The organism is Xenorhabdus poinarii G6, from assembly GCF_000968175.1.
GTDB lineage: Bacteria > Pseudomonadota > Gammaproteobacteria > Enterobacterales > Enterobacteriaceae > Xenorhabdus > Xenorhabdus poinarii.
Genome location: NZ_FO704551.1, coordinates 3,028,524 through 3,048,097, shown reverse-complemented (window position 1 = coordinate 3,048,097; position 19,574 = coordinate 3,028,524). Strand labels below are relative to the sequence as shown.

Here is a 19,574-nt window from a genome sequence, read left to right as displayed (position 1 = left end):
GCCATCCGTCACCGGATGGCTTTTTTGCGTTTTTGTACCCTGCAAAGTAATATTGATTACATCATGGTGTAATTTTATTGCATTGTTTTTAATGCTTATTTTTATTCATGCTTTCAATATAATAGAATGAAATAATTTCAACTTGAGTACAATAACTCGACATTTCCCTTTTCTTTAGGGTAGATTTAGCTATCTGGAAGTCTAAATGTACAAGTTAAATAGAGTTGAGGTTTTGAGCCATGCCAATTCGTGTACCAGATGAATTACCTGCGGTGAACATTCTTCGTAATGAAAACATTTTTGTTATGACGTCAACACGGGCTAGTATTCAGAATATTCGTCCATTGAAGGTATTGCTACTTAACCTCATGCCAAAAAAGATAGAAACTGAAAATCAATTTATTCGGTTATTATCTAACACGCCCCTCCAGATAGATATCCAATTATTACGCATTGATAGTCGCCAATGTAAAAATACGCCAACCGAACATTTAGATACCTTTTATTATGATTTTGATTCAATAAAAGATCAGAATTTTGATGGATTGATTGTAACCGGAGCCCCTTTAGGGCTTGTTGAATTTGAAGATGTCATTTATTGGGAAGAAGTTGAAAAAATCGTAGCTTGGGCAAAAGAACATGTTACTTCGACACTTTTTGTTTGTTGGGCCGTTCAAGCGGCATTAAAAATTCTTTATCGCCTGCCTAAACATACTCGGAAAACTAAACTATCGGGTATTTATTCTCATTCAACTTTAGATCCTCTGGCACTATTAACTCGTGGATTTGATGAAACATTTTTTGCTCCTCATTCACGTTTTGCTGATTTTCCTGAATCGTTAATTCTTGAACATACGGATTTAACTATCTTAGCCAGTTCGGAAGAGGCGGGGGCCTATCTCTTTGCCAGTAAAGATAAAAGACAAGTATTTGTGACGGGGCATCCTGAATATGATGTTGGCACATTAGCCGCAGAATATTGGCGTGATTGTACGGCTGGTTTGCAACCTGAATTGCCTGTTAATTATTTTCCTAATAATGATCCGGAAAATAAACCCATTGCAACTTGGCGTAGTCATGGTCATTTACTATTCTTAAATTGGTTAAATTACTATGTCTACCAAATTACGCCTTATGATTTATCGTTTATGAATCCCACCATAGATTGAGCTAAACTTAATTTTCAGGAAAAAATGAGGGCTTGCTGAAGCGAGCCATTTCTCATTTTGTTAAATTTCTCTTTCTTTTCTGTTGTTCGACAGCCGTCCATTATCTTCATGTATAACAAAAGCTTAACATTGCTTTGCTAATTTTTTGGAATTTACTTCCTCTAATGTTTGTTCTTTTGTAACCACTTAACTTGTTGATTGAAATCAATTAATTATTTAAATTTAAAATAATGGAAATGGTTTTTGATTTATTGTCTGGATTGGATAAGCTTGATCAGGTGAGTGTTTAAAGAGAAGAAGCGGGGGAGATTATGCAGCAATCATCAGCCACTAAATTAACCTTTATTAAACCTTTTGGCGAGGCAGAAAATCAGGTGCTGTCACCTGAATCTATTCGCTTTTTAGAAGATTTAATCCTTGAATTTTCAGACAGGCGTACAAAATTATTAGATGAACGTGTACGTTGGCAGAAAAAAATAGATGATGGAGCATTACCAGACTTTATTTCGGAAACAGCTTCCATTCGAAAGGGGGATTGGAAAATTCAGGGAATACCGGATGATCTCAACGATCGTCGTGTTGAAATCACTGGCCCTGTAGAGCGTAAAATGGTTATCAACGCCTTAAATGCGAATGTAAAGGTATTTATGGCGGATTTTGAAGACTCTTTGGCTCCTGAATGGGATAAGGTCATCAATGGACAAATTAACCTGCGGGATGCCGTGAATGGTACGATCTCATATACCAATGAGCAGGGAAAACGTTATGTGTTGAAACCTAACCCTGCGGTATTGATTGCCCGTGTCAGAGGGTTACACCTGTCAGAGAAACACATTCTTTATAAGAACGAACCCATTTCTGGTGGATTGTTTGATTTTGCGCTCTACTTCTACTTAAACCATCAGAAGTTACTGCAAAAAGGCAGTGGGCCTTATTTTTATCTGCCAAAGATACAAAGCTACCATGAAGCACAGTGGTGGAGTGATATTTTTAGCTTTACTGAGTCACGTTTTAACTTACCAAAAGGGACGATTAAAGCAACGGTATTGATTGAAACATTACCCGCCGTATTCCAAATGGATGAAATTCTGTACTACTTACGCCATCACATTGTTGGACTCAATTGTGGACGTTGGGACTATATTTTCAGTTATATCAAGACACTGAAAAACCATGCGAATCGTGTTTTACCGGATCGCCAATCTGTCACCATGACACAACCTTTCTTGAGTGCTTATTCTCGTTTGCTGATTAAAACCTGCCATCAACGCGGTGCGTTTGCGATGGGCGGAATGTCAGCATTTATACCCAGTAAAGATCCTGTACAAAATCAACAAGTTTTAAACAAAGTCAGAGAAGATAAAGCGCTGGAAGCAAATAACGGCCATGATGGAACATGGGTTGCACACCCAGGGCTGGCAGATATTGCTATGGCGGTTTTTGATACAAAATTGGGCGAGAATCAGAACCAATTGACCGTGTTGCGTGAAGAAGATGAAGTGATTACGGCTGAGCAATTGCTGGCACCTTGTTCAGGAGAAAGAACAGAAGAAGGTATGCGTGCCAATATTCGGGTTGCCGTTCAATACATTGAAGCCTGGATTTCAGGAAATGGATGCGTACCGATTTATGGTTTGATGGAAGATGCGGCGACAGCAGAGATTTCCCGAACGTCCATTTGGCAATGGATTCGCCATGAAAAATCACTCTCTGATGGTAAAAAAGTCACAAAAGAGCTGTTCAGGGCAACGCTGAAAGAAGAGCTGGAGGTGATTAAACAGGAAGTTGGTGAATTGCGTTTTAGTCAAGGAAGGTTTATGGAAGCATCTAATTTAATGGAAAGAATTACCACTCAGGATGACTTAATTGATTTCCTGACGTTACCAGGCTATCAGTTATTAGATTAGTGTAAAAACATTACCTTAAAAATATTACCTTAAAAACAATAATGGCAAAAACATCCGACTAATTAAGAATAGGAAGTAGAACATCATGACCATTTCCCGGAAACAACAAATCGCCCAATTGGAGCAAGAATGGCAACAACCGCGTTGGAAAGGTATTACTCGTCCGTACAGTGCTGAAAATGTCGTTAAATTACGCGGCTCTCTGAATCCTGAACACACTTTGGCGCAAAGGGGTGCGAAAAAGTTGTGGGCATTGCTGAATGGCAGTGCGAAAAAAGGCTATGTAAATGCACTTGGAGCCCTGACAGGGGGTCAGGCACTTCAGCAGGCTAAAGCGGGCATTGAGGCGATTTACCTTTCCGGCTGGCAAGTTGCGGCAGACGCGAACACCGCATCCAGTATGTATCCCGATCAATCATTATATCCGGTTGATTCTGTACCCAATGTGATCAAACGTATCAACAATAGCTTCCGTCGAGCAGATCAGATCCAATGGTCAAACGGCGTCGATCCCGACAGCCAAGAATATATTGACTATTTCTTACCGATTGTCGCAGATGCAGAAGCGGGATTTGGCGGTGTACTCAACGCATTTGAGCTGATGAAAGCCATGATTGAAGTGGGTGCCGCCGCAGTGCATTTCGAGGATCAACTGGCTGCGGTGAAAAAATGCGGGCATATGGGGGGCAAAGTATTAGTGCCGACTCAAGAAGCCATTCAGAAACTGGTGGCCGCGCGCTTAGCCGCGGATGTTTCTGGTGTACCAACATTGTTAATTGCACGTACTGACGCAGATGCAGCCGATTTACTGACATCTGATTGCGATCCTTATGATCGTGAATTCATTACGGGGGAAAGAACCTGTGAAGGTTTCTATTGCACACGAGCAGGTATTGAACAAGCAATCAGTCGCGGATTGGCATACGCGCCTTACGCCGACGTTGTCTGGTGTGAAACGTCGACCCCCGACATTGCTGCGGCTCGCCTTTTTGCTGAGTCTATTCATGCAAAATATCCGGGTAAATTACTGGCTTATAACTGTTCCCCATCTTTCAACTGGAAAAAGAATCTGGATGATAAAACGATCGCCAGTTTCCAGGATCAATTGTCTGAGATGGGATATAAATTCCAGTTCATCACATTAGCAGGTATCCACAATATGTGGTTCAACATGTTTGACTTGGCATACGACTATGCACGTGGTGAAGGCATGAAACATTATGTAGAAAAAGTTCAGGAGCAAGAATTTGCCGCTCTTGAGCGAGGTTATACATTCTCCTCACATCAGCAGGAAGTCGGAACCGGGTATTTTGATAAAGTAACGACGATTATTCAAGGAGAAGGCGCTTCTGTGACTGCCCTGACCGGATCAACTGAGGAACAGCAATTCTAATTTCAATATTGGTAGAAGCCAGGTAACAGGGGGATTCCAAACGGAATTCCCCTTTACGTATCGGATAGATATCGGATAAAGGTGGTTAAAGATGGCAATAGATCTCGCACATTTAATTGCACAAACCATTTTGCAGGGATTTGATGCGCAATATGGCCGATTTCTGGAAGTCACTTCGGGTGCCCAGCAACGTTTTGAACAGGCTGATTGGCCTGCGGTACAACAGGCCATGAAAAAGAGGATTAACCTGTACGATCATCATGTCGGGTTAGTGGTGGAGCAATTGAAATGCATTCACACTTCATTGCAACATGACGAAGATTACATTGCGGAAGTTAAAGCTGTTTACACCCGTTTATTGCCCGACTATCCACGTTTTGAAATTGCAGAAAGTTTTTTTAACTCGGTTTACTGTCGTTTTTTTCATCACCGCAATTTGAAACCAGAAAACTTATACCTCTTTTCTTCCCAGCCTCCTTCCCGTTTTCGCCATATTTCTCGCCCATTATCACGGGACTTTTTTCCTGAGAATAATCTTGCGTCAATGCTACGAGCCATCTTCAATGATTTGCCATTACGCCTTAAATGGGAAGATTTGGATCGGGATATTCGTTATATCACGCAATATTTACAGCATACCTTTGCAGAAAGTGATTTACTACAATCCAGATTCCAAATTGCTAATGAATTATTTTACCGGAATAAAGCAGCCTGGTTGGTAGGAAAAATCAGGATGAAAACAGCGGTTTATCCGTTCTTGTTGCCGATTCATCACAACGAATCGGGCGGCATTTTTATCGATACCTGTTTGACCCATTACGATGATGCCAGCATTGTTTTTGGGTTTGCCCGCTCCTATTTTATGGTTTACGCACCTCTGCCAGCAGCGTTAGTGGCGTGGTTGCGCGAAATTCTTCCGACGAAATCTACGGCAGAGTTATACATGGCAATAGGTTGTCAGAAACATGGAAAGACCGAATACTACCGTGAATATATGACATTTATTCATGCTACTCAGGAACAATTTACCATTGCGCCGGGTGTGAAAGGTATGGTGATGCTGGTTTTTACTTCGCCTTCCTTTGATCGTGTATTTAAGGTTATTAAAGACAAATTCGCCCCTCAGAAAGAAGTTTCTCAAGAACGGGTTCAGGAATGCTACCGCTTGGTAAAAGAGCATGATCGTGTTGGCAGAATGGCGGATACTCAGGAATTTGAAAACTTTGTTATTGATAAACGTCATATCAGTTCTGCGCTAATGGAAGAATTACAAAGAGAGATCGCAGAAAAATTAGAAGATTTAGGCGATAAGATCTTGATCAAGCATCTTTATATGGAACGTAAAATGATACCGTTGAATATTTACATGGAGCATGTCAATGAAACGCAATTGAAAGATGTGATTGAAGAATATGGAAATGCCATTAAACAATTAGCGGCTGCGAATATTTTCCCGGGTGATATGTTATTTAAAAATTTTGGGGTAACACGTCACGGAAGAGTGATTTTCTACGATTATGATGAAATTTGTTACATGACTGAAGTCAATTTTCGGGATATTCCACCACCACGCTACCCAGAAGATGAATTGGCCAGTGAGCCTTGGTACAGCGTTGCTGCCAACGATGTTTTTCCAGAAGAATTCCGGTATTTTTTATGTACTGACAAGCGCATCCGTTCTTATTTTGAAGAAAGTCACAGTGATTTATTCAAAGCAGATTATTGGCGAGCATTGCAAGAGCGTATCAAAAACGGGCATGTCGAAGATGTTTTTGCTTATCGTCGCAGGCAGCGCTTCAGTCAGCGCAATGAAATAAAAACCATCAACCGCGATATTCGATAGTGGCGGATAATAATGCCAATGGTAGCGGCTTTACTCCTTCCCACCTAAAAAATATTTCAATAAGCCAATTACGCTATTACGCCTGCAATTGCGGTGCGTGCCAGTTCTGTTATGTGGGCGTAATCACCTTTTTTCAGTGCATCGCTTGGTGTCAGCCACGAACCACCAATACACAGAACACTATCCAGTGCCAGATAATCACGATAATTTTCCGGAGAAATACCACCAGTTGGGTAGAAACGGATATGTGGGAATGGGCCAGCAATGGCTTTCAGTGCGTTAACCCCACCGCTTGCTTCTGCGGGGAAGAATTTAAAATATTGCAGGCCATTATTCATGCCTGACATTAATTCAGAAACCGTGGCAATCCCCGGAATAAGCGGAATTGAGCCGGTAGTTGCTGCCTTTAACAGCGCATCGGTTAATCCCGGGCTAATGGCAAATTGAGCACCCGCTTCGGTGACCGCCGCCAGTTGTTCTGGATTGAGCACTGTGCCTGCACCGATAATGGCAGCGGGAACTTCTTGAGCGATTAAGCGAATCGCGTCCAGCGCACACGCCGTTCTTAATGTGACTTCCAAAACACGAATGCCACCAGCAACCAGCGCCTTTGCCAAAGGAACCGCGTGTTCAATGTCATTGATCACAATGACAGGGACAACAGGGCCGTCGGTCAGGATCGTTTCTGCGGTTGTTTTCCAGTTATCCATTGGCAGTTTTTCTCGTTAATGTAGAACACCAGGGGATTAAAATCCCTTAATCGTCCACGGCCACAACCGGTATGTTCTTCACTTAATTCCACCGTATTCCCGACTCACTGCTTTTGCGGCTCGCATAACAAGGGCTCCGAGTTCAGTCACTTGATCATCAGAGATGCGTGATATCGGGCCGGAAATGGAAATCGCGGCAAAAGCTTCTTGATGTTCATCATAGATACAAGCAGCAATACAACGTAATCCTAATGCATGTTCTTCATCATCAAACGAAAATCCTTGCTTACGGATCTGTTCAAGATTGTCTGTTAATGCCGCCGCGGTGGTACAGGTACGTTGCGTATAAGCGTGCATTCCTTTCTTATGCAGCAATTGCAGGCGTTTTTGTTCAGGTAGCGTAGACAGCAGCGCTTTTCCGGCACCAGAAGCATGCATCGGGAGCTTACCGCCAATAGGTGCGGACATTCTCATCAGCGCATTGCATTGCACTTGGTCAACAATCACCGCCTCATATTCATCAAGGTTCAGGATGGCGAGATTGACGGTTTCACCTGAGTCTTCCATTAACTGACGCAATATCGGATGAACCAAGACCATCAAATTGCGGCTTTGTAGAAAACTACTGCCAACCACAAACGCATGGGAAGCAATCACCCATAATCCCAGATCCCCTATTTGGCGGACAAAACCGTGTTGCTGTAAAGTCGTTAAAAGGCGATGAGTCGTGGAGTTGGGCAAGCCGGCCTGGATGGCCAGATCAGTCAAGGTAACGCCAACGGTAGAATCGGAAATATATTCCAAAAGTGTTAAACCTCGACTTAACGATTGAACCTGACCGCTTGCAACGGCACTGTTTGTCGTCATTTTAGCTTTTTTTGTGCGTTTGCTGGCAACGGCTGTGTTCATAAGGTTCCCTCTGAATCATCATCTGATTGCAGCAATGGTAGCTGCGATGGGTAAAAAATGGAATTTGTTTTCGTTTTATTATTATGGATGATAAAGAGAAGAAAAACACATCCGATGTGTCGTTACACAACGCGTCACAAAGACACTATGCTTCAAAAAAACATTATGCTTCAAAAAAGACACTATGCTTCAAACAAGCTCTGATGCAATGTTTGGATCACCTGTTCCGCATCTTTACCGGGAACGAGCAGACAGATATTATGGCTGCTTGCACCACAGCTGATCATGCGAATATGAAAAGATTCCAGTACGCCAAAGACCCGTTTTCCTAATCCTTGTGCCTGCGAAAGCGCATTGCCAATAATGGCAACCAGCGCCATATCTTCTTCGACTTCGACCCGACATAACGTTGTCAGCTCAGTGAGTAGTGCATTGGTCAGCAAACTGCCATTCGTGCTGGTGGAGCCAGTGGTATCCAGCGTCAAAGCGATGCTGACTTCTGACGTGGTAATCAGATCAACTGAAATATTGTGACGTGACAGTAGGGTAAAGATTTCTGCCAGAAAACCTCTGGCATGAAGCATTTTCAGGCTATGCAGTGTCAGCAACGTTTGTCTGCGACGTAACGCTAATGCACGGAACAGCGGAGGATTTTCGGTGTGATCACAAACCACAGTACCGCCTGCTTGTGGATCTTTGCTGGAACCGACAAATACCGGGATCCCACTGCGGATCGCAGGTAACAATGTGGCAGGATGGAGGATTTTGGCACCAAATGTTGCCATTTCTGCTGCTTCATCAAAGGCAATTTTATCAATGCGATGAGCAGCAGGCACAATACGGGGATCGGTGGTATAGATACCTGGAACATCTGTCCAGATATCAACGCGTTGTAGACCAAGCGCTTCGACTAACAAGGCGGCGGTATAATCACTGCCACCTCGTCCCAGTGTCGTTGTGCGGCCTTTTTCCTCTCTGCCAATAAAACCCTGTGTAATGATGATGGTATTGCTCAGGCGGGGATGCAGATACTCCATCGCTAAAGTCTGGAGCTGGAAAACATCGGGCTCTGCCCGCCCAAAGTTATCATTGGTTCGCATGATCCGACGGATATCAAACCACTCAGCATGAGCATGGCGTTGACGCAACAACTCCACAAACAGCAACGTGGACATAATTTCACCGTGGCTAACCAATTCATCGGTCAAGGCTGCTGACGTTGCGAGCGATGCGGCTTCTGACAGCATCTCAATATTTTCCAGCAGGCGATCAATTTCCTCGCGGATCACTTCCGCTTCGGCCAATTGATCAATAATGGCATATTGAATATCACGAATCTGTTTCAGCTCGCGCTCCCTCTTGTCGCCATCACAGCCAGCGGCCAACGCAAGTAGCAAATTAGTCACGCCAGCGGAGGCTGACAAAACGACCACACGGACATTGGCGTTTGCCAAAATAATATTGGCGCAGTTATTCATGGCATCAAAGTCTGCCACACTCGTACCACCGAATTTTGCGACAACATACTGCGAGTCAGGAGAGGAAACAGCACACATGAAAGATAGCCTTTTGTTCGGAAAATTGGCTTTTAGAAATATCGGGTTGGGTGTACTGAGTCAATGCCTGACAGCGAAGTATCAATAATTTTCATGATGGAAATGAAATTATCGTTTTTGCCTATCTCAATAATTAGGGCTGGAAATCGTTGACTATTTTGACCAATATCAGTAATCACAAGGAAAGGGAGATAAATCACAGCATTAAACCGTTACAATCTGTGTATTCCTATTGTTTATTGGCATTGTTTATTGATCGTTGATAGAGAGCATAACTTATGAAAAACATCGACCCAAGCCAGACAGAAGCCTGGAAAGCATTACAACAACATTTTGAGCAGATGAAAAATGTGCATTTGCGGGATCTGTTTGAACAGGATAAAGAACGGTTTACCGCATTTTCTGCGACATTCGATCAGCAAATCCTGGTGGATTATTCCAAAAACCGTATTACCGCAGAAACACTGGCAAAGTTACAGGCATTGGCGCAAGAAACGGAGTTAGCTAGTGCAATCCGCAGTATGCTCTCTGGTGAGAAAATTAATCGTACGGAAGATCGTGCGGTATTGCACATCGCTCTGCGTAACCGTAGTAATACCCCGATTATGGTGGACGGGGAAGATGTGATGCCACAAGTCAATGCCGTGCTGGCGAAAATGAAATCATTCAGCGAGCGTATCATCGGTGGTGAGTGGCAAGGCTATACAGGAAAAACGATAACCGATGTGGTGAATATTGGCATCGGGGGATCTGATCTCGGCCCTTATATGGTGACTGAAGCCCTGAAAGCGTATAAAAATCACCTGAATATGCATTTTGTTTCGAATGTTGATGGAACACACATCGCCGAAACGTTAAAAACATTGAACCCAGAAACAACGTTGTTCCTGATTGCTTCCAAAACGTTTACCACACAAGAAACGATGACCAATGCGCACACCGCGCGTCGTTGGTTCCTGGAAAGTGCGGTTGATGAAACACATGTGGCGAAACATTTTGCGGCATTATCAACGAACGAACATGAAGTCAGCAAATTCGGTATCGATCCACAAAACATGTTTGAGTTTTGGGATTGGGTTGGGGGTCGTTATTCGCTCTGGTCTGCAATCGGTTTATCTATCGCACTTTCCATTGGTTATGAAAACTTTGAGCAGTTACTGAGTGGCGCTCACGCGATGGATAAACATTTTGCACAGACCGACTTTGAACAGAATATTCCTGTCTTGCTGGCACTGATCGGGATCTGGTACAACAATTTCTTTGGCGCAGAAACTGAAGCGATTCTGCCTTATGATCAATACATGCACCGTTTTGCTGCCTATTTCCAGCAAGGCAATATGGAATCAAATGGTAAGTACATCGATCGTAACGGCGATCCGGTGGGTTATCAGACCGGGCCGATTATCTGGGGTGAACCGGGGACGAATGGTCAGCACGCTTTTTATCAGCTTATTCACCAGGGAACCAAATTGATCCCATGTGATTTTATTGCCCCGGCAATTAGCCATAATCCTGTTGGCGATCACCATCGTAAATTGCTTTCTAACTTCTTTGCGCAAACAGAGGCATTAGCATTTGGTAAAACTCAGGCTCAAGTGGAGGCGGAATTTACACAAGCAGGGAAAAGTGCTCAAGATGTGGCGAATGTTGTGCCGTTCAAAGTATTTGAAGGTAACCGCCCGACTAACTCTATTCTATTGCGCGAAATTACCCCATTCAGCTTGGGGGCATTAATTGCCATGTATGAACATAAGATTTTTGTTCAGGGCGCCATTTTGAATATTTTCTCGTTTGATCAATGGGGCGTTGAACTGGGTAAGCAATTAGCGAACCGTATTCTGCCGGAACTGCATGATGAAGCAGCGGTTACTAGCCACGATAGCTCAACAAATGGTTTGATTAATCGGTTCAAAAAATGGCGTTAATCTGACTTTCCATTTTATTTGCACCTGGCTCACCTCAATAACCATATTCATTGAGGTGAGTTTTTTGTTATTGACATAATTTGTTATTAACTTTTTCTTTTATCAGTCTGCAACATGATATCCTCACCCTGCATTCGTTGTGCTATCGGGGAATTTGATATTTCCCGCAATGGAAAAATGACATGGCAGATAACACTACATTAACTTCGACACATCACATAATTACTTCACCCCCCATTCACTGGTTATCGGCTGATGAGCCTGACCTGCCTGATGCAATTTTAGACTGGCTGATGGAAGCTGGCTCAATGACACGCCGCTTTGAACAATATTGTCAGCAAGTCTCCGTTTCTCCCTTGCGGGAGTGCTTTATCACCGCCGAAGAATTAGGAGATGAAAGTAAGCACTTACCTTTAAGTGAACAGTATTGGTTGCGCGAAATTGTTTTATATGGGGATGGCACGCCCTGGTTATTGGGGCGTACGGTCATTCCGACAGAAACATTAACGGGCCCGGATAAAAAGTTGGTCGATGTGGGAACCGTGCCACTTGGACGTTATCTTTTTAGTAGTCATAATCTGACACGAGATTATATTCAAATAGGGCGGCAAGAAGATCGTTGGGCGCGGCGTTCTTTACTGAGAATATCAGGTAAGCCTTTGTTGTTAACAGAAATTTTTCTTTCTGAATCACCGGTCTATCAGATCAACAAAATAAAAAGGGAGAAATAGATTGAAGGTCAGTATGACGCAGAATAAATGGCGTGCGTATTGCCGTTTGATGCGTATCGATAAACCCATTGGCATATTATTATTACTATGGCCGACCTATTGGGCATTGTGGATCGCGGCAAAAGGCATACCGAATCTACCTATATTGTTAGTCTTCACTATTGGCGTATTTTCTATGCGTGCCGCAGGATGCTGCATTAATGATTTCGCCGACAGAAAAATTGATGGGTATGTGGAGCGGACAAAATCTCGTCCTCTCCCCAGTGGTGACATCACCGAAAAAGAAAGCAAAATCCTGTTTGCCACACTGGTACTGATTTCTTTTGTGATGGTGCTGACGCTGAATAAAATGACGATTGCACTGTCAGTTGTGGCGTTGGTGCTGGCATGGGCTTATCCTTTCGTTAAACGTGTCAGTCACCTGCCACAAGTCGTATTAGGTGCGGCTTACGGCTGGTCAATTCCCATGGCATTTGCCGCAGTCAGTGAATCCTTACCTCTAGAGTGCTGGCTGCTATTTCTGGTAAATATCATTTGGTCTGTGATTTATGATACACAGTATGCCATGGTAGATCGCAATGATGACCTGAAAATAGGGGTCAAATCGACCGCGGTGCTTTTTGGCCGCTTCGATAAACTGATTATTGGGATTTTGCAATTCATTATGCTGAGCATCCTGGTTTGGGTTGGCAGTATGATGAATTTAAAAGGCATATATTACTGGACGGTATTATTGGTTGCCGCGTTGTTCGTTTTCCAGCAGAAATTGATTGCAAATCGGGAAAGATCGGCTTGCTTTCAGGCATTTATGAACAATAACTACGTCGGTTTTATTTTATTCTTGGGTATCTTCTTTAGTTATTTCAGCTATGTCTAGGGTGATATGCCATTAATATAAATAACGGGCGGAGATCCGCCCGTTAATGTTTTGTTTTCGATGATCAGTGCCTGCCATGATCAGCTTAATAGTGTGATTGCTGATCTTGTGTGACCTGTACAGGTTCATTTTGTTCTGCTGGCATACTGACACTTTCAATCGTCAGACGAATCTCAGGTGACATCAGCTCGCTTAATACATGATAAAGCTCCTGAGCACTGGTAGTGATCATGTCACCGCTGTCTTGAATGTAACCTTCTTCGCGTAACGTATTAACCGAACAGGCAAAGACTGCCTTGTCAAAAAATTCCGGGGCATTGATACCATGCAGGACAGACAGACGTTGTGCCAGCATTCGGCTCTCTTTTTCCAGTACACCACGGCTAATTTCAGGGGTGGCATTCAACAAAGAAAGCGTAATGGCATAACGTTGCAGCGTTTCTCTGATACCTGCCGCCAGTAATTGCAGTGGACGAATACGTGCCGGATTCAGCACCAGCATTTCTTGCTCTTTGTGACAGATAAGGCATTGGCGTGCCAGTTCATCAACCAGAGTATTGACGACACCGGGGAGCATTTCTTGATTGTAACGCATGAAAAGCTCTTGCTTGATCAGCGGATAAATCAGTGCGACCTGTCTGAGTAATTCACTGCGGCTAATGCGGCGGTGATGCATAACAATACTGGTAATTAAGGATGGCAGGATCAGTAAGTGTTGGATATTGTTGCGATAATAAGTCATCAATACCGCGCTTTCGCGTGGCAGGATAATAATATCCCCCAGACTGTCTTTTTCGACTTCAAACTTATTCATCAACAAAGCAGAATCTAACAATTCTTCCGCGCTTTTATTCGGCACAGTGATATCGTGTGTGTAAGGCACATGACGCAGTAATTGCAGATAACAATCTAACTGCTCAATAAGCTGTTCACGAGTCAGTGCTCGCTGACGTGATGATAACAAGGCTGTGGTGCATAAATTGATCGCATTGGCTGCAGCCGCATTATTGATGTTGACCATAATATTGCCAGCCAGCTTACTGACCGTTGGCGCCAGCCAAGTTGGACGTTGGGGGTCGATTGGGTCAATAGCGTCACGCCACTCCGGCACATTCTGGTTCAGATACTGTACCAACGGGATCGGCTCACCAAAATTCACGTAACCCTGCCCCAGATTACGTAATTTGCGCAGCCCACGAACCATCTGGAAAAACCCTTCTTTTTCTTTGGTTGCACCACGCAGTTCTTTGGCATATGTTGCCACTTCCATCACATGCTCATAACCGATATAGATCGGCACGATGGTGATTGGCCGTGATTCTCCCCGCAGCATCGCCTGTAATGTCATGGAGAGAGTGCCCGTTTTGGGATCAAGCAGGCGACCAGTACGAGAACGTCCCCCTTCGACAAAATATTCAACCGAATAACCACGGGTAAACAACTCACCAAGATATTCACGGAAGATTGTCGAATAAAGTTTACTGCCTTTAAATGTTCGGCGGATAAAGAACGCACCGAGACGACGGAATATCGGGCCTGCGGGCCAGAAATTCAGGTTAATGCCCGCCGCAATATGCGGTGGAACCAGCCCCTGGTGATAAAGCACATAAGAGAGCAAAAGGTAGTCCATATGGCTGCGGTGGCAGGGGACGTAAACCAGTTCATGGCCATCTTGTGCTAATTGACGAACCCGTTCAGCGTTATGAACATGAATGCCCTGATACAAACGGTTCCATGTCCAACTTAAAACCCGGTCGGTCAAACGTACGGTTTCATAGGAGAAGTCCGCAGCAATCTCTTCCAGCATATTGATGGCATGTTGTTTTGCCTTTTCGGGCGTGATTTTTTTGCTGCGCGCTTCATCAGCAATGGCTTTTTCTATCGCCTTTGAAGTCAGTAGCTTGTTGAACAGATCTTGTCTGGCAGGCAAACGTGGGCCAACCGCCGCAAGACGCTGGCGGGAGTAGTGTATTCGTGCAACACGGGCAAGTTTATTGGCGATAATATTATCCGTCCCATGCTCATCAGCCATCCGGCGTAAAGATACAGGGGTGGAGAATCGCACAAAACTATCTCGTCCAAGCCACAGGATTGCAAAAAACTTCTGTACGCCATTGAGCAAACGGAGTTGCGGAGCGGTATTGCCTTCTTGTCCCTCGCGTCCGGGAGAACGACCAAACATGACGGAAACCGGCACCATCTGGATATTTAAATCAGGATTATTACGATGTAAATCCAGATAGGCGTGAAAAATTTTCACTGACTCATGCTTTGGCGCATAACAACGGAACACTCGTGGGCCGTTATCGATAAAGACACAGCTTGGAAGTTGTGTATCGCCAATTTCCAAAGGATCTAACGGATCCGGCAGATCTTGCGCCAGACATTGTTGACGCAGGGTCAATAAGTCTGTTTTTGAATGGTACGGCAGCACATATAAAATAGGGCGGGTCGTATCAAGACGCAGCTCCGCAATGGGATCCGTAGGGATAAGTTTACTTTTTACTAAAAATTTTAGTGGCAAATTCAATAAGTTATAATATATTTTACGCCAACCTGACATAACTGCTTTAAGCCTCTTGTTAGCAATGCGTCGCAAGGATACCAGAAACAGATTTTGAGATCTGTGGAAATAAGACAATAATAAAGGCTAAAAGTTATCTAACCAGACAATTATTAAACTCACTGAAGATGATTTTTTATGGCCAATCAATCAACAGGTTTTATCCGCATCATTAAAGCAATTGAATATTCAGCAAAAGGAATCAAGGCGGCATGGAAAAATGAAGCTGCATTTCGGCAGGAAACGATCGTTGCCCTGCTTGCAATCATCATTACATTCTCTTTAGATTTTGGCTTACTTGAGCGACTCCTTCTTATTGGTTCTGTTGTGCTGGTGGTCATTGTTGAAATCCTCAACAGTGCGATAGAAGCGGTGGTGGATCGTATCGGCAGTGAATATCATGAATTATCAGGTCGGGCGAAAGATATGGGATCAGCGGCTGTCTTGCTCACCATATTTTTAGCGCTGTTTACTTGGGGAATGATCTTTTGGTCACATTTTTTGTGCTGAAGTGGTCTGTTTTTTTCATCAAAACAGGTTAATTAGTTGCTTTTACATGCTGACGGTTCCCAATTTGAATTTACCTGTATATACTCACAGTTTGGCTGTATAAACAAACAGGGGGCGAAATGAAAGCATTAACTGCCAGGCAGCAGCAAGTTTATAACTTGGTGCGTGACCATATTTCGCAAACGGGTATGCCACCAACACGCGCTGAAATTGCAGCACGTCTTGGTTTTCGTTCACCTAACGCAGCAGAAGAGCATTTAAAAGCACTTGCGCGTAAAGGGGTGATAGAGATTATCTCTGGGGCATCCAGAGGTATCCGTTTGCTTCTCGAAGAAGAAGATGCAGGGGCGAGGTTACCGCTGATAGGTCGTGTTGCTGCCGGGGAACCATTGCTGGCGCAGGAACATATCGAAAGTCACTATAAGGTTGATCCTGAACTCTTCAAACCGAGCGCTGATTTTCTGCTGCGTGTAAGCGGAATGTCTATGAAAGACGTTGGTATTATGGATGGCGATTTACTGGCCGTGCATAAAACACAGGATGTGCATAATGGACAAATTATCGTGGCGCGCATTGAAGATGAAGTCACAGTAAAACGCTTTAAGCAAACAGGAAACAAAATTGAATTGATTGCTGAGAATCAGGAATTTCAACCAATTGTTGTGGACTTGAGCGAACAGAGTTTCACTATTGAAGGGTTGGCAGTAGGCATTATTCGTAACGGGGATTGGTTCTGACTGTAAAATCGGATACTGTATTTTGCCATTTTGGGGCGGTCATCTTTGCCAGTACCCGTTAAACGTGGGTTTAGCGGGACTTAAAAATAGGTGCTCATTGCTATGACCGCCTGATTATTTCACCCGGCCTCAAGCATTTTTTATTTCTTTTTCTTCTCTTCAACCGAATGATTGTGCTGACATGTATCGTGCGCCGTGCAAGATTCAATCTCATCACAGGAAGAACATATACCATGGACTTCTATCACACTATTTCGCAAATGAAACCCTGTCCCTTGAGCTAACTGCTGGATAGCCGATTCAATGTCTTTTGCCTCTTTTTCGGTCACTGAACGACACACTTCACAGATAAACATGGCCGAAGTGTGGCAGGGTTCTTCAAAATGATGGCAAAGCACATAACTGTTTGTGGATTCTATTTTGTGGATAAAACCTTGTTCCAGCAAAAACTCTAATCCACGATAAACGGTAGGGGGTTTAGCCTGTGGCTCTACTTCACGTAACAGATCCAGCAAGTCATAAGCACTTATTGCCCCAGGCTGCTCTGTCATTAAGCGAAGTATTTCAAGGCGTTGAGGTGTTAAACGTACCCCTCTTGACAGGCAGATTGTTTCAGCCTGAGCCAGTAACTTTTTTGGATTGATCGTTTTCATTACATCTCTCACACTGACATGACGCTAACAGCTTTAATATTATCATGTTTTCGGGGAGGAGAGAGGTGGGAGAGCAAACAATATACTGCCGTGTTTGGTTGGGTATTGGGGACATTTTTCTATGCTATAGTAGACCACATTTTATACCCACGGCTCTCCAGAAGTGCTGAAAGGGTGTGGTTAATTTAAAAACATTTGAAATATCTTGAAATGCAAGAACATAAAGAAGTTAAAACTCCCTTTGAAATCAACGGGAAAACCCATACATTCAAACCCTCCCGCTTTTCTGTTGCGCCGATGCTGGACTGGACTGACCGTCATTGCCGTTACTTCCATCGCTTATTAAGCAAGGAAGCGCTTCTTTACACGGAAATGGTCACAACGGGGGCGATTATTCATGGTAAAGGGGATTATCTGGCGTATAACGAGCAAGAGCATCCAGTGGCATTGCAATTAGGGGGAAGTGATCCTCAGGCATTGGCGCAATGTGCCAGAATGGCACAGACGCGGGATTACGATGAAATCAATTTGAATGTCGGTTGCCCTTCTGATCGGGTGCAGAATGGTCGCTTTGGCGCCTGTCTGATGGGCGAAGCCACACTGGTAGCCGACTGTGTTAAAGCAATGCAGGACGTGGTGGATATTCCTGTCACGGTGAAAACCCGGATTGGCATTGATGAACAGGATAGTTACGCGTTTTTGTGTGATTTCATTGATACCGTCGTGAAAAACAGCGATTGCGATAATTTTATTATCCATGCACGCAAAGCGTGGCTGTCGGGTTTAAGCCCAAAAGAAAACCGTGAAATTCCCCCTTTGGATTACCCGCGGGTTTATCAATTGAAAAAAGATTTTCCGCAACTCACCCTTTCTATTAACGGTGGTATTAAATCGCTGGAAGAAGCGAAACAACATTTACAACACATCGATGGTGTGATGATTGGGCGAGAAGCTTACCAAAATCCCTCTATTCTAGCGCATGTGGATCGTGAGCTTTTTGATCACACCGTTCCTGTGACCAATACTGTTGACGCGGTTAAGTCCCTCTATCCTTATATCGAACAGGAATTATCTCAAGGCACTTATTTGGGCCATATTACTCGCCATATTTTAGGAGTCTTTCAGGGAATACCGGGGGCACGTCAATGGCGTCGTCATTTAAGTGAGAACGCCCATAAACCAGGCGCTGATATTATGGTTGTCGAGAAAGCCCTGGAAATGGTGAAAGAGCGGATGTAATCCGCTCAGGTGTTTTGTTAATCAAGTCTTTTGGCGTATTCGGAAAATAGGGTTGACGATGTTGCTAATTCCATCCGAGGCAGCTGAGGTATTGTTGATAGTCCAGAAGCGATTAGTGGAATCGCTGGTAGCAGTCTACCTGCATGGTTCGGCCGTGGTTGGTGGCCTTCGTCCCCGTAGCGATGTAGATTTGCTCGTGGTTATTGACCAGCCAATAACATCTGAGATTCGGGAAAGTCTTGCTGCCGATTTAATGATGATATCGGGTCGCTATCCCGCTGATCCTGATGGACGCCGCCCTGTTGAAGTGATTGTTTTCTTGCGCACCGATCTTATTGCATCACCTTATCCTGCCCGGAGCGAATTCATTTATGGCGAGTGGCTGCGTGACGAATATGAAGAAGGGAAAACGCCCAAACCTGTTTGTGATCCAGAACTTACTTTGGTGTTGGCTCAATCACGACAGGAAGCAATACCTCTGCTCGGTCCGGATGCAAGTCGTCTTATACCCGTTATTCCAAGATCAGACATTCGCCGGGCGATTAAAGAGGTTCTGCCGGTTTTACTTGAAACGCTACAGGGAGATGAGCGCAATGTTCTGCTAACGCTGGCACGTATGTGGCGAACCGTTGTTACCGGAGAGTTTGTCGCTAAGGATGTCGCTGCCGGCTGGGCTGCAGCCCGCCTTCCAGTCGTACAGGCTATTGTTTTGATCGATGTGCGGGAGAGCTATTTGAGCGGGTGTGAAGAAGATTGGCAAAATCGCCAGCAAGAACTTCAGCTCACGGTAAATGCATTGCACGATTGTGTGCTAACGAATCTATAATGCTCCCCACCTACATGGCCGGACAG

Annotated in this window: 16 protein-coding genes; 11 read left to right on the top strand and 5 right to left on the bottom strand. The window is 44.1% G+C overall.

Annotated features, from left to right (window positions below):
* Window positions 1–239: 239 nt before the first annotated feature.
* From metA to aceK, 4 genes are all read left to right on the top strand, one after another.
* Complete coding sequence (gene metA, locus XPG1_RS14095; protein ID WP_045959610.1) at window positions 240–1,169, top strand: homoserine O-acetyltransferase MetA; 930 nt, start codon at window positions 240–242, stop codon at window positions 1,167–1,169.
* 311 nt (window positions 1,170–1,480) lie between these two features.
* A complete protein-coding gene (gene aceB / locus XPG1_RS14090; protein WP_157879506.1) occupies window positions 1,481–3,076 on the top strand; it encodes a malate synthase A in 1,596 nt (531 codons plus the stop codon).
* Window positions 3,077–3,161: 85 nt separating this feature from the next.
* A complete protein-coding gene (aceA, locus tag XPG1_RS14085) occupies window positions 3,162–4,469 on the top strand; it encodes an isocitrate lyase (protein WP_045959608.1) in 1,308 nt (435 codons plus the stop codon).
* Window positions 4,470–4,560: 91 nt separating this feature from the next.
* Window positions 4,561–6,312 carry a bifunctional isocitrate dehydrogenase kinase/phosphatase gene (aceK, locus tag XPG1_RS14080; protein ID WP_045959607.1) on the top strand — a complete coding sequence of 584 codons (1,752 nt, stop codon included), beginning with the start codon at window positions 4,561–4,563 and terminating at the stop codon, window positions 6,310–6,312.
* A 68-nt stretch (window positions 6,313–6,380) separates the two neighbouring features.
* Here the strand turns inward: aceK and XPG1_RS14075 are convergent, their stop codons facing one another.
* From XPG1_RS14075 to lysC, 3 genes are all read right to left on the bottom strand, one after another.
* The gene (locus XPG1_RS14075) at window positions 6,381–7,022 is read right to left on the bottom strand and encodes a bifunctional 4-hydroxy-2-oxoglutarate aldolase/2-dehydro-3-deoxy-phosphogluconate aldolase (protein WP_045959606.1); all 642 of its coding nucleotides are present in this window, start codon (window positions 7,020–7,022) and stop codon (window positions 6,381–6,383) included.
* Between the two features lie 78 nt (window positions 7,023–7,100).
* Window positions 7,101–7,931, bottom strand: coding sequence for a glyoxylate bypass operon transcriptional repressor IclR (iclR, locus tag XPG1_RS14070; protein WP_045959605.1), 831 nt, complete (start codon window positions 7,929–7,931; stop codon window positions 7,101–7,103).
* 182 nt (window positions 7,932–8,113) lie between these two features.
* Window positions 8,114–9,487 (bottom strand): lysine-sensitive aspartokinase 3, encoded by a 1,374-nt coding sequence (lysC, locus tag XPG1_RS14065; RefSeq protein ID WP_045959604.1) that lies wholly within the window; start codon window positions 9,485–9,487, stop codon window positions 8,114–8,116.
* A gap of 278 nt (window positions 9,488–9,765) precedes the next feature.
* Here lysC and pgi point away from each other — a divergent pair, with 278 nt between their 5' ends.
* The 3 genes from pgi to ubiA all read left to right on the top strand — a co-directional run bounded on the left by pgi (window position 9,766) and on the right by ubiA (window position 13,020).
* A complete protein-coding gene (gene pgi, locus XPG1_RS14060; RefSeq protein WP_045959603.1) occupies window positions 9,766–11,412 on the top strand; it encodes a glucose-6-phosphate isomerase in 1,647 nt (548 codons plus the stop codon).
* A gap of 182 nt (window positions 11,413–11,594) precedes the next feature.
* Entirely contained in the window at window positions 11,595–12,143 is a 549-nt protein-coding gene (gene ubiC, locus XPG1_RS14055; RefSeq protein ID WP_045959602.1) for a chorismate lyase, read from the top strand.
* A gap of 13 nt (window positions 12,144–12,156) precedes the next feature.
* On the top strand, window positions 12,157–13,020 hold the full coding sequence (gene ubiA / locus XPG1_RS14050; protein WP_045960788.1) for a 4-hydroxybenzoate octaprenyltransferase: 864 nt from the start codon (window positions 12,157–12,159) through the stop codon (window positions 13,018–13,020).
* Window positions 13,021–13,105: 85 nt separating this feature from the next.
* Here ubiA and plsB read toward each other — a convergent pair whose 3' ends face one another.
* Window positions 13,106–15,583 carry a glycerol-3-phosphate 1-O-acyltransferase PlsB gene (plsB, locus tag XPG1_RS14045; RefSeq protein WP_045959601.1) on the bottom strand — a complete coding sequence of 826 codons (2,478 nt, stop codon included), beginning with the start codon at window positions 15,581–15,583 and terminating at the stop codon, window positions 13,106–13,108.
* Between the two features lie 138 nt (window positions 15,584–15,721).
* Between plsB and XPG1_RS14040 the strand changes: the two genes are divergently transcribed.
* Window positions 15,722–16,093 (top strand): diacylglycerol kinase, encoded by a 372-nt coding sequence (locus XPG1_RS14040; RefSeq protein ID WP_045959600.1) that lies wholly within the window; start codon window positions 15,722–15,724, stop codon window positions 16,091–16,093.
* A 119-nt stretch (window positions 16,094–16,212) separates the two neighbouring features.
* The gene (gene lexA / locus XPG1_RS14035; RefSeq protein WP_045959599.1) at window positions 16,213–16,830 is read left to right on the top strand and encodes a transcriptional repressor LexA; all 618 of its coding nucleotides are present in this window, start codon (window positions 16,213–16,215) and stop codon (window positions 16,828–16,830) included.
* Between the two features lie 140 nt (window positions 16,831–16,970).
* Here lexA and zur read toward each other — a convergent pair whose 3' ends face one another.
* On the bottom strand, window positions 16,971–17,483 hold the full coding sequence (gene zur, locus XPG1_RS14030; RefSeq protein WP_045959598.1) for a zinc uptake transcriptional repressor Zur: 513 nt from the start codon (window positions 17,481–17,483) through the stop codon (window positions 16,971–16,973).
* 210 nt (window positions 17,484–17,693) lie between these two features.
* Here zur and dusA point away from each other — a divergent pair, with 210 nt between their 5' ends.
* Window positions 17,694–18,722 carry a tRNA dihydrouridine(20/20a) synthase DusA gene (gene dusA / locus XPG1_RS14025; protein WP_084717322.1) on the top strand — a complete coding sequence of 343 codons (1,029 nt, stop codon included), beginning with the start codon at window positions 17,694–17,696 and terminating at the stop codon, window positions 18,720–18,722.
* Window positions 18,723–18,780: 58 nt separating this feature from the next.
* The gene (locus XPG1_RS14020; RefSeq protein ID WP_045959597.1) at window positions 18,781–19,548 is read left to right on the top strand and encodes an aminoglycoside nucleotidyltransferase ANT9; all 768 of its coding nucleotides are present in this window, start codon (window positions 18,781–18,783) and stop codon (window positions 19,546–19,548) included.
* The last annotated feature ends 26 nt before the right edge of the window (window positions 19,549–19,574 follow it).